We start from the raw sequence: 14,429 nt of genomic DNA on the forward strand, positions 1-14,429 counted from the left end.
GGGGCACTCCAGCACGACGGTGTCGTGGACGGTACCGCCGGAAGCGATCAGCGCATCCAGGTCCCCGACTGCCGTGCCATTCCCTTCGCCCCTCCCTCCCCCCCCCCCGCTCCACTTCCCTCCTCCCCACCCCCCCCCCCCCCCCTCGCGCTGGTGCGGCCGGGCCCTTGCCTTGACGCCGCGTCAGTCTCCGTGCAGAGCTCACGAAGAAGGCGCGCCATACACACTCAGGGGGGAATCACGACAGGCCGCCATTTACGTTGGACAGCGCGGTTCGGGAAATCCGGAGCCGCGTCGGTGCGACTCACCACGGCAAGTGGGCTGCCTTTATGCGGAGTTCACCGGCGGGACAGGCTTTCGCCGATCCCCGGAAAGCCATCCGAGTAATGGAAACCCTGCGGCCTCCTCCCGTCTCCGGGACCTGTGGCGCCCACCAGGGAGTTCGCGCGTTTCCGTGGCCTTGTCGTCGCCGCGGGACGGGACACGCCCGCCATTTCCGAGATCTGCCGGTCATGGCGCCGCGTCCGCCGTGGCGGTTCCCCCGCCCTTCCACCACCACCCCTCCCGGGGTTCCGGCCGTTCGCGCGCCCACGGCGGAGGGCGACCCGAATCGTGGTGCGCGCTACGCGAATTGAGCACACCACCGAATTGCGCCGACGGCTCATCGCCGAGGACGCACCGGGACCGCATTTCATGACGCTGGACTTCTCGAGCGTGCCGACGCAGATCCACCAGAATCCGCCACATGTGCCCCGAGTGGGGTCGGACTCGGGCGAGTTCGGGAAAACCTGCAGGTCAGTTACGTTACGATGAGCGTCGCTCCACGGTCGGCCGGACACCGGACAAACACCCAACCGTCCGAGGCAATCCGAAAGGACATGAACGGTGTACTGCCCCTTCTGCAGGCTCCCCGACAGCCGCGTCATCGACAGTCGGTCGACCGACGACGGCACATCGATCCGCCGACGCCGTCAGTGCGCCCACTGCCAGCGACGTTTCACCACGGTGGAGACGTACTCACTGCTCGTGGTCAAGCGCAGCGGTGTGACCGAGCCGTTCAGCCGCACAAAGATCGTCAGCAGCGTCCGCAAGGCGTGCCAGGGCCGTCCCATTTCGGAGGACATGCTCGATCGGCTCGGCCAGCAGGTCGAGGAGAACCTGCGGGCCGCCGGAAGCGCCCAACTGAGCACCCATGACGTGGGCCTGGCGGTCCTGGAACCGCTCAGCGAGCTGGACCCGGTGGCCTACATGCGCTTCGCGTCCGTCTACCGCGCCTTCGAGTCCCTCACGGACTTCGAGAACGCCATCGCCGAACTGCGGGCCAAGTGCGGCCAGGCAGTGGACTGATCGACGTACTCCAAAGATCTACGGAACCACAGAACCACGGATCCACGGACGTCAGCGATTTGACGGAGGCCGGCGCCGGGAGCATTCCGGCGCCGTCCTTCGCACGGGCAGTCGGTCGGGCTGTCGGGCGTCCGGGCGGTGCGATCAGGCGTTGTCGGCCGCGGGCGACCGGTCCGGCGACCCGTCCACGTTCCGCAGCAGATAGGTGTCCATGATCCAGCCGTGCCGCGCACGCGCTTCGGACCGCACGTGCCGGATGCGGTCGCGTACCTCGTTCAGGGGCCCGGCGATCAGCAGTTCGTCCGGGGTGCCCAGGTACGCGCCCCAGTAGATCCACAGCCCCTCGCTGTCCTCGACCTGGGTGAACGACTCGCCCCCGTCGAGCATGACGACGATGTCCCCGTCGTCGTGCCGGCCGACCTCGGGAAGGCGGCGGGCCGGGGTGATGTGCACGGGGCGGCCGACCTGGTTCAGCGGGATCCGGTGACGCGCCGCGAGCGTGGACACGCTGGTGATGCCGGGGACCACCTCGATGGCCGCGGACACCCGGCCGCGGGTCTCGATGTCGGAGAGGATCCCGAGGGTGCTGTCGTAGAGTGACGGGTCGCCCCACACGAGGAACGCGCCGGTCTGCCCCGGCGCCAGCTCGTCCAGCATCAGCCGCTCGAAGAGGTCTCCGCGCCTGACCCGCCAGTCCTCGATGGTGGAGGTGTAGGCGGAGCGGTCCATGGGACGGCGGTTCCGGCTCGGGTCCTCGACCTCCACCACGCGGTACGGGGCCTCGGCGTGCTCCTCCAGCATCTGGTGCCGCAGATCGGTGAGCGCGGACTTGTCGGCCCCCTTGCCCACGACGAAGAAGACGTCGGCGCGCCGGATGGCCTTCACGGCCTGAAGGGTGAGGTGGTCGGGGTCCCCGGCACCGATCCCGATGACGAGGATCGTGCGCTGTTCCGCGCTCTGTACCGTGCTCTGCGTGTTCTGCGTGCCCATGACGACAGTCTCGCAGTTCGTGGTGGGCGGCCCGGTGCGGGCCCCTCCGCGAAGAGGGCGAATGCTAGATTCCGCCACACCCCACCGCCGTGAAAGCCACACCCCTGGAAGGAACGCGTCGTGACCCGCCGTGTCTGGTTCGTCTCGCCGGCCCTGAACGCCTCGCTGCGGCAGGCCCGGTTCGACGACGGGGCCCCGCTGGATGCCGCCGGCCGTACGGCAGCCCGCGCCGCGGCCCGGTCGCTGCCGACGCCCGACCTCGCCGTCGTGTCCGGGAGCCGGCGCTGCCGGGAGACCGCCGAGCTGCTGGGGCTCGGCCCAGCCGTCGCACCGGACGCGCTGGCCGCACCGGACACGGGAGGCTGGCGCGGCCGGACCCTGGCCGAGGTGAGCGAGACGTCGCCGCAGGACGTGGGCCGGTGGCTGGGAGATCCCGAGTTCCGCGCCGGGGGTGGCGAGTCGGTGGCCGACCTGTGCGCGCGGGTGTCGCGATGGCTGGACACGCTCGACGCACCCGATGCATCCGGCACATCTGACGTATCCGATGTATCCGACGAGGAGGCGCCGGTATCGCGAGGTGGGCTCGTGATCGGCGTAGTGGAGCCCGAGCTGGTGCGCGCCGCTGTGGTGCACGCCCTGGGCGCGCCGTTGTCGGCGTTCTGGCGCTGCGACGTGGCACCGCTGACCGTCACCGAGCTGAGTGGCCGCGGTGGCCGTTGGAACGTGCGCTGCGGCCGGCCTCTCGTCCCGCCCGCCTCCTCCGCCGCCTCGGGTGAGGCTCCTCAGGAGACGCCGTCCCGGTAGCGGTTGCGGCACGGGCGCCCGGGGCAACGCGAGAGGGCCCGCGGACGAATCGTCCGCGGGCCCTCTCGTCCGGCTCGGTCCCGTTGCTCGACCGGCCGGTTCAGTTCGCTGTCGGTACCGCCTGGCGGGCCGCGGCGGGCTTGGGGTTGAGCAGCCGCTCGGCCAACTCGCCGAAGAGCAGCCCGAATCCGGTCCACATGGTGATCTGGAGGGCGAGGGCGGAGAGCCGGAAGCGCCAGAGCACGGCGGCCGGGAAGTGCTCCGGCACCTCGTTGATCACGGGCAGGAACTGGAAGGCCAGACCGACGACCACGGCGAAGGCGAGGACGGCGGACACGGTGGCCCACCAGTTCCCGAGGCGTGGCGCGAGCCGCTTGCCGAGGATGGTCGCCGCGACCGCGAGGAGGACGCTGAGCACCATCATCAGGAAGTACAGGGTGGTCCGCTTGCCGATGGTGTCGCCGTTGCCGACGGCGGGCGGATTGGCCGGGTACTTCAGGAACGGTACGACGTAGACGGCCATCAGCGCACAGCCCGACAGCAGCAGGGCGGTCGCGCGCGGACCGAAGCGGCCCACCCGGCCGAGAGCGAAGCAGTAGGCGAGTGCGGCGATGCCGCCGAAGGCGACGCCGTAGATGAGGACGCCGGTGGCGAGTCCGGCCGTCGACTGAAGGCTGCGCGAGACGAGTTCGACCTCGTCGCCGTGCGAGTGACCGGCGTGGGACTCCTCGAAGCCGATCGCCTTGTCGACCAACGGCTCACCGAGCCAGTAGGCGATGACGAGGGCGAGCACGCCGGCCCCGAGACCGGCGAGCATGCCGCGAACGAGCAGGTTGCGTACGGTGGTTGAGTTCATGAGAGCGCGACGTTCCTCTGCCTTCTCAGTGGCAGGGGAAGCCGAGCAGGTGGCGGGCGTCGTGCACCCATTCGTGGACTTCGGCTCCGCTGAACACGGAGGTGGCGCCCTGTTCGGCGCCGACGAAGTAGAGCAGGACCAGCATCAGGACGCCGAAGAACGCCGCCCAGGGGGCGATCGCCTTCAACGGCAGCTTGGCCGGTATGGCAGGGGTGGTGGCGGTCGGCTGGGCGACATGCTGCGCCATGGCAGGGCCTCCTTCGGGAGTTCGCGTCCCGTCTTGGTGGTGCACATGGACGACCGTCACGGGTCTGACTCACAGAATGCCGTCGGCATCCCGTATCACAGTGGCGCGACCGTGCCGGATTCTCACCGGCTTCCGTCGACCGTCGTCGATAACGGCACGACATTACCGTCTGTCGCGTGCATGGCCAAGAGCGCGTGGGGTCGGGGCGGTAACCTCGGGCGTGGCGGTCCGGGCCGGGCTCAGGTGGACGCACGGAGCGCCGCTACGCCGAACTCGATTTCGAGGTCGAGTGCTGACGTCTCCGGGGTGAGGACCGACAGGCGCCCGAGCAGGCCACGAGGCACCAGTACAGGCCCGCTCCGACGAAGTACCACAGCAGATCGGGCGGGTTGAACGTCGATCCGAGGACCGGTTGCAGGAAGGCGGGGATCCCGGCGATCTGCCAGAACTCCACCGCCCAGCTGAACGCGAGCGCGATACCGGCGGCGACACCGGTGCGCAGCCGCGGCGCCAGCAGGACCACGACGCAACACACCAGCACGGTGTAAAGAGCGTCCCCGGCGTACTTCGCGAAGTCCCCGTCGGCCGAAGCCCGTACGGTGAGACCGGCCGCGACGGTCACCACCGCGCCCCCGAGGGCTCTCCACCGTGTGTTCATCGCAGGAAGCCTATGTCCCAGAACAGAAGCCGGCCGCGTCACCGAATCACGAGCCAAGGAAGAGCACGCCTTCATGAACTCTGCCGAGAAGCTGATCTCACACGCCCGCGAGGGGCGCTTCCGGGAGACGCTGCCGCACCTGCTCGAGATCGCTCGTCGGCCCGGAGGCGCGCGAGGGCCCGTCTGGGAGGCGGCCGCCGCGTCGATCCAGATCCTCATGTGGCTGGACCGTCCCGGCGAAGCGGCGGATCTGGCCGAGGCCCTGATCCGGACGGACGCTCCGGCCGGTGGCGAACTGTGCGACCAGGACATGCCCTTCGACGAAGCACTCCTGGCCGCACCGGAAGACTCGCAGGAGGCGCTTGCGGACCGCTTCGCCGCGGTGGCGGCGACCGTACCGGCCGGTCGCGTCCTGCAGAAAAGACTGCACTGGCTTTCCGAGCAGCTCACGCAGCGCCCGCTGGAGGAACTGCTGCCCGGGTACGCGCCATGGGGCGCGGCGGCTCCGCCGGCAGGCGTCCAGCACCGTTCCCCCCTCGTGGACCGCGATTTCGACTCGCTCACCGATCGCGAACGGCGCGTCGTGTGGCAGTCGCTCAGGACCGCAAACGACTTCCCGCGCGCACACGACCTCGTCGCGCAGGGCGGGCATGCCCCTGCCCAGTACGCCGACTGCTGCTGGATGGCAGGCTGGTACGCGGTTGAGGGGGACGTCGAGCGCGGCGAAGCCATGCTGATCGCCGCGCACAGCCGATGGCACCCGTACATGAAATGGGACGCCGTCCCGACGTGCCCAGTTCTTCAGCCGACGCTGCGGCAGGTCACCACGGACCGGGTGCGGGAGCACTATCTGACGCGGCCCATCGGCCCGGAAGCGAAGGGATGACGTGGTCTCCACCGAGTGCATCACGCGCACCTGAATGCCGGGCACCCGTCAGCGGCCCCAGCGGGACGGAGCGGCGGCCGGGCGGAGCAGTACCGGGCGGAGGCGGTGGTAGCCGCGTACCGACACCGGGCGGAGGACTTTCAGTTCGTATGCGTCCTGGCCGGAGAGTTCCCCGGCCAGTGCGGTGTTCACGAGCACCGTGTCGGGGCGGGCCACCGCGGTCAGGCGGGCCGCTATGTTGACCGCGGCTCCGTAGACGTCGCCGAAACGGCTGAGGACGGGGCCGTGGGCCAAGCCGGTGCGTACGTGCGGGAGGCGTTTCTCCCCTTCGACCCGGGCGGTGAGTTCCAGGGCGATGTCCGCCGCCGTGGACGCCGACTCGCACACGAAGAGAACCTCGTCGCCGATGGTCTTCACCACCCGCCCCCGGCCCTCGGCGACCACGTCCCCGGTCAGGCTCTCGAACCGGTCGAGGACCTTGACGAGTTCGGTGCTGTCGAGGCCGCGCGTCATCCGCGTGTAGCCGACCATGTCGGTGAATCCGACGGCGAGATCCTGTACGTGCAGACCTTCTCCCGGCGGGACCGTCTCGTCGGGCGCGGGGCCGGCTCCTGGGGTCTCCTTCAGCGACGCGGCGTCCTGTGCGGTGGCGATCACCTGCCCGGTGTAGGCCGCGAAGTGCCGCCTCCAGACGTGCCGTTGGAGCAGTTCCATCTCGGCGAGCAGGACCGTGGCCCTGCTCGCCAGTTCCGTCTGCGTCAGCGGAGTCTCACGGTCCCGGTTCAGCCACGCCCACAGCGTGTGGACCTGCCATTCGGCGAGCCGGGAGAGGTGGTGTCCGAGGGCGCGGGCCATCATCGCCTCGCTCTCCTCGGTGATGATCCCGGCCGCGATCAGCCGCTCTCCGGCGCGCAGCGCGTCGACGTCGCCGTCCGTGAACACCCGTACGTCGTCCTCGACCAGCGGGAAGCCGAGCGCCCGCCAGATCTGCGCGGTGCGTTCCGGACCCACCCCGGTCCGCTCCACGATGTCCTGCCGCGTCCAGTGGCGGCCGCCGCCGAGCAGCACCTCCTCGATCGTCCGCCGCAGCGCCTCGGCGTCGCTCGGCGAGACCGGTTCCTCGGCAGCGGGCCGGTCCGCGGTCATGTGGTGTGCACGATCAGCACGTCCAGGCCCGCCTTGCGGGCGATGTCCGCGGGTACGGAGCCGAGAAGCCGCCCGGCGAGCGAGCGCAGGCCCCGGTTGCCGACCACCAAGAGGTCGACGGCGTTCTTCTGGGCGGTCTGTACGAGGACGGGGACGGGTTCCCCCTCCACGGCGAGGGTCCGCACGTCCGCCACGCCCTGCGCACGGGCCCGGTCCCGCGCGGTGCGCAAGGTGTCCTCGGCGGGCGCCGAGCCGACCACTTGGTACCCCTCAGCACCCAACTGGTCCTGTGCGCGAGCGAGTTCGGTTCCCTGCATCGGCAAGTACGCGCAGACGACGAGGAGTTCCGCCGTGCAGACGGCGGCCAGCCTGGCCGCTCCCTCGACCGCCGCGTAGGACGACTCGGAGCCGTCCGTTCCGACCATGACAGTGCGATAGGCGACCACAGCAAGCTCCCTACCCCTAAGTAAACTTACTTTTGAGTAAGATAGAGCTCTGTTCCGAGGCGAGGCAAGAGCCCGGACCCCGCGGGAAGGTCACCGGACGGTCAGGGCGTGAGGGCGTACTCGGTGAAGTGGCCACAGACGCTGAACCCGAGGCGGCGGTACACCGGTTCTCCGTCGGCGGAAGCCTGCAGCACCGCCGTCTCGTAGCCCGCGTCGCGTGCGGTGTGCAGGGTGGCCAGGGTGATGGCGCCGCCATAACCACGGCGGCGGTCGGTGGCGAGCGTGGCGATGTTGTAGATCCCGGCGACCCCCGCGTTGAAGAAGACCTCGGCCGAGCAGACGGGACGGCCGTCGACGTATCCGACCAGGTAGCGGGCGGGGCGGTCGGCGGTGAGCGCCAGGTCGGCGGCGTCGGCGAAGAATCGGCGCACCGTGGCGGCGGGCGGGTTCCAGTTCGCGGCGAGGACCGTGGCGTAGTCGGCGAGTTGCTCCCGAGCGGTCACCCGGCGGATCTCCAGGCCGTCGACGTGCGCCTCGGGGAGAGGGCCGCGCAGATCCTTCCACATGCCCGTCTCGGTCTCCGACGCCTCCAGGCCGGCGGCCGCGAGGTGCTCGGCGAGGTCGCCCGGCGCGGAGGCGGGACCCACCCACCAGGAGAAGGGGCGGCCGGTGGCGGCCACGGTCCGGACCGTCTCCGCGACGCGGGTCGGGGCGGCGTCCGGGGCGAAGCGGGCGGCCGCGACGATGTTGAAGGTGTCGTCGGCGAGCCCGCTGTCGGCGATCAGCAGGTCGCCGGTCTCGATGACGGACGCGCTGTTCAGGTTCCGGTGCAGGTGGCAGGCGTGCTCGGCGAGATTCCGCTCCATCGCGAGCGCGAGGTCGGACTCATTGACCGGCGGGACATCCATGGGCTTCACGGTGATCCATTCCAGCATGCCGGCCGCGGTACTCGCAGTTGATTACTCCGCCGCGACAGGCACCGGAGACCCCTCAGGAACTCACACGTCGCGTTCCACGTCGACCGTGGTCAGTGACGCGTACCGCTCGGGTTCGCGGTGCCGGATCCGCAGGGCCACCGCGAACCCGGCGATCAGTACGAGCGGCAGGGGCACCAGGAGTACGGCGTTCACGGCGCCGGTGCGTCCGGTCAGCAGGTCGAAGTGGACGACGGCGAGGACGGTGAGGACGGCGAGCCCCGCGCACGCGAGCAGCGGTGACCAGACGACGCGGGCGGCGCTCATGCCGCGCCGGTCGCGGCGGAAGTACGCCCACACGGCGAGCGCGGCGAGGGCCTGCATGGCCATGATGCCGAGGACGCCGATGCTGTTGGTCCACAGGAAGACCTCGCTGTACGGGTCGGCGGCGAGCAGCGCGCCGACGGCGATGAGCAGCAGGTTGAAGGCGCTCTGGGCGACGACGGCGCCGCCGGGCGAACCGTGCCGTCCGCTGACGGTGCCGAGGCGGCGCGGCAGCAGGCCCTCGCGGCCGAGTGCGTAGAGGTAACGGGCGGCGGCGTTGTGGAAGGCGAGGGTCGCGGCGAACGCGCTGACGATGATCAGGCCGTGCATGGTGTCGGCGAGCCAGGCCCCGACGTGGAGTTCGGCGGCGCTGAAGGTCAGGTCGGGTCCGGCCGCGGCTCCCGCGAGGTCGACGGCACGCTCGGTGCCGAAGGCGCCCATGATCAGCCAGCAGCCCGCCGCGTAGAACACGGCGAGGAATCCGATGGCGATGAACGTGGCCCGGGAGACCGTGCGGCGCGGGTCGCGTGCCTCCTCCGCGTAGATGGCCGTGGCCTCGAACCCGGTGAACGCGCCGATGACGAGGACGAACATGCCGGCGACGCCGCCGGTGGCGAGGGTGGACGGGTCGAAGGAGGCCGGGTCGAGGGCGGCGGTGCCGCGGTCGCCGAGGATGCCCGCGTCCATGACGAGAAGGGAGATCACTTCGAGGACCAGGGCGACGCCGAGCACCTTCGCGCTGAGCGTGACCTTCAGCCAGCCGAGGACGCCGACGGCGGCCACGCACACCCCGGACAGCACCCACCACGGTATGTCGGTGCCGGTGGCGTCGTGCACCGAGTCGGCCGCGAAGTAGCCGAAGGCGGCGGCGACTCCGGGCGTGATCAGGTTGTACGAGACGACGGCGACGTAGGCGGTACCGACGCCGAGGACCCGGCCGAGGCCGTGGGCCACGTACGCGTAGAAGGCGCCCGCGTTGCGCACGTACTGGCTCATCGCGGTGAACCCGGCGGCGAACAGGACGAGCAGGACGCCGGAGACGAGGTAGGCGAGCGGGGCGCCCGCGCCGCCGATGCCGATCGCGAACGGGGCGACACCGGCGAGCACGGTCAGCGGCGCGGCGGCCGCGACGACGAAGAAGACCAGGTCGGACGTGCCGATGCGGCCTGCGGCGAGCCGTCCGCCGCTGTCGGAGCGCGGTTCGGAAGGTGTAACTCCCCGGCTGCTATGAGGAGTTCTGGAGTCGGTGGACGTCATGGGATGCACTCCGTTGGGCAGGGCTGACGGGCGGATCTGGCGAGCGGGGAACGGTGAAGCGGTACCGAGGGGATGCGGGCGCGGTGGCCGCGTGCGGGCAGGGCCGACCGGGGCCGGGCGGCTGTCACGCCCGGCCCGCTCCCCCGGCCGTACCGGGCGGTGGCGCCTCAGTGCCGGGGAGGCGTCTCCGCGGTGAAGGACGGGTAGGCCGCGTCCACGTCCGAGGGGCCCACGACCCGGCCCCCGTGCAGGACGATGACGCGACGGGGATGGGCGGCGACGGCTTCGGGGACGCCGCCCGCCGCGACGGCGACCAGGTCCGCGCGAGCGCCTTCGCGCAATCCGTAGTCGGCCAGGCCGAGCGCCGCGGCGGCCTCGTCGGTGACCAGGGAGGCGGCGGCGTGCAGTTCCCCGTCGGTGGCGAAACCGCTCTGCAGGGCGATGATGGTGGCGCGCTCCAGCATGTCGGCGGTGCCGAACGGCCACCAGGTGTCGCGGATGTTGTCGGAGCCCGCGAAGACCCGTACGCCGTGCTCGCGCAGTCGGAGCACGGGCGGGATCGAGTGACGCGGGCCGTTCGTCATGATGGCGACGCCCGCGGCGGTCAACACGCTTGCGGTGCGGTCGAGTTCGCCGTCGTCGACATCGCCGAGACAGTACGCGTGGCTGACGGCGACCTGGCCGGACAGGCCGAGGGCGGCGGTGCGGTCGGCGATCGCGCGCAACTGCGCCGTGCCGACGGTGCCGCCGTCGTGGAGGTGGATGTCGATGCCGGCGTCGTGGCGTTCGGCGAGGCGGAAGACGACGTCGAGCTGGCCGTCGACGTCGCCGTCGAAGCCGGCCGGGTCGAGGCCGCCGATCAGGTCGGCGCCCTCGGCGAGGGCCGCGTCCAGCAGGTCGGCGACGCCGGGCGCGGTGACCACGCCGCTCTGCGGGAAGGCCACCAGCTGGATGCCGAGCCGGTCCGCGAACTGCTCACGCAGGGCGAGGAGTTGGTGCAGTCCGTCGAGCTTGACGTCGGGGTCGATGTCGACGTGGGAGCGGACGTGTCCGGTGCCGAGCGCGACCATGCGGCGGGCGAGGGCCGCGGCCCGTTCGGCGACCGGGACGGCGGGCTCGCGGCGGGCGGCGCGTTCGCTCGCGATCTGCTCGCGCAGGTCGGCCGTGGCCCGGTGGGGCTGCCACGGGCCGCCGAGGAGGGTCTTGTCGAGGTGGGCGTGGCCGTCGACGAGGGCGGGCAGCAGGAGCGCGCCGCCCAGATCCACGGCGTCGGCCGGGAGCGGGGTGCGCGGGGCACCGTCCCGGCGGTCCCGGATCGCGTGGACGCGGCCGTCCCGCAGTTCGACATCGGCGCGCCTGCCGTCGGGCAGCGTGGCGTCGACGAGGACGGCCGGGGTCTGAGGGGCGGTGGGTGTGCGCATGGTGCTCCTTCGTGCGTCGGTGCCGCGCTCCCGGAATCGGGCAGTGCCGGAAAGTGCCCTGTTCAGCGGGGCGCCGCGCCAAGCTAACTGGTATACCAAATACCAGGCAATGGTCTCGGGGAAGATTTTTCGAACCGTGGCCCCGAGTCTGCGAGGATGCCGACTGCGACACCGTCTCCTCCGCAATGCCCGCACCTCGACCCCGACCGGAGCCCCCTGTGCCGACCGTGCCGACCTCGCGCCCCACCGGGCCCCGCACCTCCGCCATCGGAGACACGCAGCTGTCCCTGCGCGACCGGGTCTACGTGGAGTTGCGCGAGCGGATCATCGAGGGCCGGTACCCGGCGGGCCTGCGCCTGGTCGAACGCGAACTCGCCGAGGAGCTGGGGGTCTCCCGCGTCCCCGTGCGCGAGGCGATGCAGCGCCTGGAGGCGGAGCGGTTCCTCACGGTGCAGGCGCGGCGCGGGGCCGTGGTCACCGGCTTCGGCCCCGACGACGCGGAGCACCTGTTCGACGTACGGGAGAACCTGGAGGAGCTGGCCGCCGGGCTGGCCGCACGCCGCCGTGACCCGGCGGGCCTGCGCACCTTGGCACAGCTGCTCAAGCGCACCCGCAAGGCCTCCGACGCGGGCCGGCTGCGCGACGTGGTGAACCTCAACGCGGACTTCCACCAGGCCGTCGCCGAGGCATCGGGAAACCCGGTCCTCATCGACCTGATGGCACCACTGGACTCACGCCTCCGCCGCCTTTTCCACCTGACGTCGGCACCGGACGACGCCGGCCCGATGTGCGGCGAGCACGAGCGGCTGTACGAGGCGATCGGCGCGGGGGACGAGGAGGCGGCCCGGGCCCTGGCGCGGACCCATGTGGCCGGGACGCGCGCGGCGGCGCTCGGACTGCTGGCCGCGCATGCGCGGGAGGACGGTCCGTCCCCGGCGTAGGAGGCTCGGCCCGGGTGTCACCGCGGGGCAGCGGTCAGGATCGGGGCCAGGGCTGGCCGCTGAGCCTCTCGATGCTCGTATTGAAGCGCTGGAGATTCCGCGCGAAGGCCAGCACGTCGTCGGCCGGCCAGTCCTCGAAGACCCTGTCCAGTTCCTCTACGTGCACTTTGTGCTCCGCGTCGAGCCGCCGTAGGCCCTCATCGGTCAACCGGAACTTGCGGGCCATGCCCCCGTCGGGGTCGGGAATCCGCTCCAGCAGCCCTTCCCGCATCGCTTGCGCCGTCTGCCGGTTGACGGTGGAGGCGTCGAGCGCGAACGCCTCGCTGAGCTGACCGATCGACATCGGACCCTGCATCCGGATCCGGCTGAGCATGATGTACGCGCTGCGATCAAGACGGTCCGCCTGCCGACGGCGCTTGTCACTGCCGAGCTGATGTCGGCCCAGCACCATGTGCTCGAACTCGACCAGCTGCGAGGGCTTGTCCATGTACGTGCGTCCTCCCAGGTCCGACGGTATCGCAGGGTGCTACGGCCAGGTTCCTCCGCCCGAAGCCGCGCCCCCGACACGCATGTGCCCTCTGCACGCGATATGCACGATACATGGTGCGTGTATTCTGCACACCGGTGCGCGTGGTGAACGGATTCACGTGGTGCAGAGATGAAGGAGCCCGTATGGACGTCCCCGAGGCGAGCAGCAGGTCAGGCGCTGTCGTCGCCACCCTCGCGCTCGCCGGAACCACGGCCGCGATCATGCAGACGCTGGTGACGCCGCTCATTGCCGAGCTGCCGCAGATCCTGGACACGTCGTCCTCGAACGCGGCTTGGGTCATCACGGTGACACTGCTCGTGTCGGGCGTGTGTGTACCGGTCTCCGGTCGCCTTGGAGATCTCATAGGCAAGCGCCGCATGATGCTCATCTGTGCCGTGCCACTGATCGTGGGATCCGTGGTGTGCGCGCTCTCCTCGTCGCTCGTGCCGATGATCGTCGGTCGCGGTCTGCAGGGCATGGGCATGGGCATGGTGCCGCTCGGTATCGCGCTGCTGCGTGATGTCGTGCCGACCGAGAAGCTCAGCGGTTCCATCGCCCTGGTCAGTGCCTCCATGGGCATCGGCGGCGCCATCGGGCTGCCGATCGCGGCGGCGGTCGCCCAGTACGCGAACTGGCGCGTGCTGTTCTGGGGCTCCGCCGTGCTGGCCCTGATCGTCGGCGCGTTGATCTTCGCCATCGTCCCGGACGTCCCGGCGGGTGCGAAGGGGCAGCGGTTCGACGCACCGGGAGCCGTCGGCCTCGCCATCGGCCTGGTGTCGCTGTTGCTGGCCATCTCCAAGGGTGCCGACTGGGGCTGGACCTCGGGCACCACGCTCGGCCTGTTCGCCGTCGCCGTCGTCGCCCTGTTCACCTGGGGCTTCTACGAGTTGCGCACCCGCGACCCGCTCGTCGATCTGCGGACCACGGCCCGCCCCCGGGTGCTGTTCACCAACGCCGCTTCGATTCTCATCGGCGTCGGCATGTACTCCTTCATGCTGATCGCGCCCCAGTTGCTGCAGTTCCCGAAGGCCACCGGCTACGGCCTCGGTCAGTCGATGCTCGCGGCCGGTCTGTGGATCGCGCCCGGTGGCATCATGATGATGCTGATCTCGCCGCTCGGCGGAAAGCTGATCAACGCGCGCGGCCCGAAGACGGCCCTCATCTGCGGCGCCCTCGTGATCGCCCTCGGATACGGCGTCGCCCTCCCGCTCATGGGCACGGCCTGGGGCATCATGCTGGCCGGCATCGTGATCAACAGCGGTGTCGCTCTCGCGTACGGCTCCATGCCCGCCCTCATCATGAGCTCGGTGCCACTCTCCGAGACGGCCGCCGCCAATGGTTTCAACACCCTGATGCGCTCGCTCGGCACCACGATCGGCTCCGCCGTGATCGGCGTCGTCCTGGCCCAGATGACCATCAGCATGGGCGGCTTCACCTTCGCCTCCGAGAACGGCTTCCGCACCGGCCTGGCGATCGGCTGCGGCGTGGCCCTCGTCTCCGCCGCCGTCGCGACCCTCATCCCCGCCCTGCGCAAGCCCGACGGCGACGGGACCGCCGAAGCGCAGCCGACCGACGCCGACCCGGCTCCGGCGCGGGCCTGATCCCTCGGACGTGCGCGGTGTGACCGGCCCCATGGCCGGGCGCACCGCGCACGGTCGTGTAC

General features: G+C 70.9%; 15 protein-coding genes and 1 riboswitch. Of the genes, 5 read left to right on the plus strand and 10 right to left on the minus strand.

What is annotated here, in order from left to right; genetic code table 11:
- The first annotated feature begins 885 nt into the window (after positions 1–885).
- Positions 886–1,347 (plus strand): transcriptional regulator NrdR, encoded by a 462-nt coding sequence (gene nrdR, locus ACFVDP_RS05660; RefSeq protein ID WP_383483690.1) that lies wholly within the window; start codon positions 886–888, stop codon positions 1,345–1,347.
- 144 nt (positions 1,348–1,491) lie between these two features.
- On the opposite strand, the gene cobF is transcribed toward nrdR, so the two are convergent.
- Positions 1,492–2,337, minus strand: a complete 846-nt coding sequence (cobF, locus tag ACFVDP_RS05665; protein ID WP_383483693.1) for a precorrin-6A synthase (deacetylating) — start codon at positions 2,335–2,337, stop codon at positions 1,492–1,494.
- A gap of 120 nt (positions 2,338–2,457) precedes the next feature.
- Between cobF and ACFVDP_RS05670 the strand changes: the two genes are divergently transcribed.
- The gene (locus tag ACFVDP_RS05670) at positions 2,458–3,141 is read left to right on the plus strand and encodes a histidine phosphatase family protein (protein WP_383483696.1); all 684 of its coding nucleotides are present in this window, start codon (positions 2,458–2,460) and stop codon (positions 3,139–3,141) included.
- Positions 3,142–3,241: 100 nt separating this feature from the next.
- Here the strand turns inward: ACFVDP_RS05670 and ACFVDP_RS05675 are convergent, their stop codons facing one another.
- The 3 genes from ACFVDP_RS05675 to ACFVDP_RS05685 form a co-directional block, all read right to left on the minus strand.
- Positions 3,242–3,997 carry a CbtA family protein gene (locus tag ACFVDP_RS05675; RefSeq protein WP_383483699.1) on the minus strand — a complete coding sequence of 252 codons (756 nt, stop codon included), beginning with the start codon at positions 3,995–3,997 and terminating at the stop codon, positions 3,242–3,244.
- A gap of 25 nt (positions 3,998–4,022) precedes the next feature.
- The gene (locus ACFVDP_RS05680) at positions 4,023–4,244 is read right to left on the minus strand and encodes a CbtB-domain containing protein (RefSeq protein ID WP_383483702.1); all 222 of its coding nucleotides are present in this window, start codon (positions 4,242–4,244) and stop codon (positions 4,023–4,025) included.
- Positions 4,245–4,283: 39 nt separating this feature from the next.
- A riboswitch (cobalamin riboswitch) is annotated at positions 4,284–4,421 on the minus strand.
- Between the two features lie 85 nt (positions 4,422–4,506).
- Positions 4,507–4,902, minus strand: a complete 396-nt coding sequence (locus tag ACFVDP_RS05685; RefSeq protein ID WP_383483705.1) for a DUF2809 domain-containing protein — start codon at positions 4,900–4,902, stop codon at positions 4,507–4,509.
- Between ACFVDP_RS05685 and ACFVDP_RS05690 the strand changes: the two genes are divergently transcribed.
- Positions 4,895–5,788 carry a hypothetical protein gene (locus ACFVDP_RS05690; protein ID WP_383483708.1) on the plus strand — a complete coding sequence of 298 codons (894 nt, stop codon included), beginning with the start codon at positions 4,895–4,897 and terminating at the stop codon, positions 5,786–5,788. The genes ACFVDP_RS05685 and ACFVDP_RS05690 overlap by 8 nt on opposite strands.
- Before the next feature lie 48 nt (positions 5,789–5,836).
- Here the strand turns inward: ACFVDP_RS05690 and ACFVDP_RS05695 are convergent, their stop codons facing one another.
- The 5 genes from ACFVDP_RS05695 to ACFVDP_RS05715 all read right to left on the minus strand — a co-directional run bounded on the left by ACFVDP_RS05695 (position 5,837) and on the right by ACFVDP_RS05715 (position 11,296).
- Entirely contained in the window at positions 5,837–6,934 is a 1,098-nt protein-coding gene (locus ACFVDP_RS05695) for an adenylate/guanylate cyclase domain-containing protein (RefSeq protein WP_383483711.1), read from the minus strand.
- Complete coding sequence (locus tag ACFVDP_RS05700; protein WP_383483714.1) at positions 6,931–7,380, minus strand: universal stress protein; 450 nt, start codon at positions 7,378–7,380, stop codon at positions 6,931–6,933. Before ACFVDP_RS05700 ends, ACFVDP_RS05695 begins: the two co-directional genes overlap by 4 nt.
- A 101-nt stretch (positions 7,381–7,481) precedes the next feature.
- Positions 7,482–8,246, minus strand: a complete 765-nt coding sequence (locus ACFVDP_RS05705) for a GNAT family N-acetyltransferase (RefSeq protein ID WP_383484362.1) — start codon at positions 8,244–8,246, stop codon at positions 7,482–7,484.
- A 132-nt stretch (positions 8,247–8,378) separates the two neighbouring features.
- Complete coding sequence (locus ACFVDP_RS05710) at positions 8,379–9,875, minus strand: APC family permease (protein WP_383483717.1); 1,497 nt, start codon at positions 9,873–9,875, stop codon at positions 8,379–8,381.
- A gap of 167 nt (positions 9,876–10,042) precedes the next feature.
- The gene (locus tag ACFVDP_RS05715) at positions 10,043–11,296 is read right to left on the minus strand and encodes an amidohydrolase (protein WP_383483720.1); all 1,254 of its coding nucleotides are present in this window, start codon (positions 11,294–11,296) and stop codon (positions 10,043–10,045) included.
- 218 nt (positions 11,297–11,514) lie between these two features.
- Between ACFVDP_RS05715 and ACFVDP_RS05720 the strand changes: the two genes are divergently transcribed.
- Entirely contained in the window at positions 11,515–12,237 is a 723-nt protein-coding gene (locus tag ACFVDP_RS05720; protein ID WP_383483723.1) for a GntR family transcriptional regulator, read from the plus strand.
- Positions 12,238–12,271: 34 nt separating this feature from the next.
- Here ACFVDP_RS05720 and ACFVDP_RS05725 read toward each other — a convergent pair whose 3' ends face one another.
- Positions 12,272–12,724, minus strand: coding sequence for a MarR family winged helix-turn-helix transcriptional regulator (locus tag ACFVDP_RS05725; RefSeq protein WP_383483726.1), 453 nt, complete (start codon positions 12,722–12,724; stop codon positions 12,272–12,274).
- A 185-nt stretch (positions 12,725–12,909) separates the two neighbouring features.
- On the opposite strand from ACFVDP_RS05725, the gene ACFVDP_RS05730 reads away from it, so the two are divergent.
- Positions 12,910–14,367, plus strand: a complete 1,458-nt coding sequence (locus tag ACFVDP_RS05730) for an MFS transporter (protein ID WP_383483729.1) — start codon at positions 12,910–12,912, stop codon at positions 14,365–14,367.
- The last annotated feature ends 62 nt before the right edge of the window (positions 14,368–14,429 follow it).

This window comes from Streptomyces sp. NPDC057694, assembly GCF_042799415.1.
Taxonomy (GTDB): domain Bacteria; phylum Actinomycetota; class Actinomycetes; order Streptomycetales; family Streptomycetaceae; genus Streptomyces.

Excerpts from the sequence above, each read along its gene's own strand:
- ACFVDP_RS05695 (WP_383483711.1), bottom strand. The coding sequence starts at position 6,934 with ATGACCGCGGACCGGCCCGCTGCCGAGGAACCGGTCTCGCCGAGCGAC.
- ACFVDP_RS05715 (WP_383483720.1), bottom strand. The coding sequence starts at position 11,296 with ATGCGCACACCCACCGCCCCTCAGACCCCGGCCGTCCTCGTCGACGCC.
- ACFVDP_RS05675 (WP_383483699.1), bottom strand. The coding sequence starts at position 3,997 with ATGAACTCAACCACCGTACGCAACCTGCTCGTTCGCGGCATGCTCGCC.
- ACFVDP_RS05680 (WP_383483702.1), bottom strand. The coding sequence starts at position 4,244 with ATGGCGCAGCATGTCGCCCAGCCGACCGCCACCACCCCTGCCATACCG.
- ACFVDP_RS05725 (WP_383483726.1), bottom strand. The coding sequence starts at position 12,724 with ATGGACAAGCCCTCGCAGCTGGTCGAGTTCGAGCACATGGTGCTGGGC.
- cobF (WP_383483693.1), bottom strand. The coding sequence starts at position 2,337 with ATGGGCACGCAGAACACGCAGAGCACGGTACAGAGCGCGGAACAGCGC.
- ACFVDP_RS05730 (WP_383483729.1), top strand. The coding sequence starts at position 12,910 with ATGGACGTCCCCGAGGCGAGCAGCAGGTCAGGCGCTGTCGTCGCCACC.
- ACFVDP_RS05685 (WP_383483705.1), bottom strand. The coding sequence starts at position 4,902 with ATGAACACACGGTGGAGAGCCCTCGGGGGCGCGGTGGTGACCGTCGCG.
- ACFVDP_RS05705 (WP_383484362.1), bottom strand. The coding sequence starts at position 8,246 with ATGGAGCGGAATCTCGCCGAGCACGCCTGCCACCTGCACCGGAACCTG.
- ACFVDP_RS05710 (WP_383483717.1), bottom strand. The coding sequence starts at position 9,875 with ATGACGTCCACCGACTCCAGAACTCCTCATAGCAGCCGGGGAGTTACA.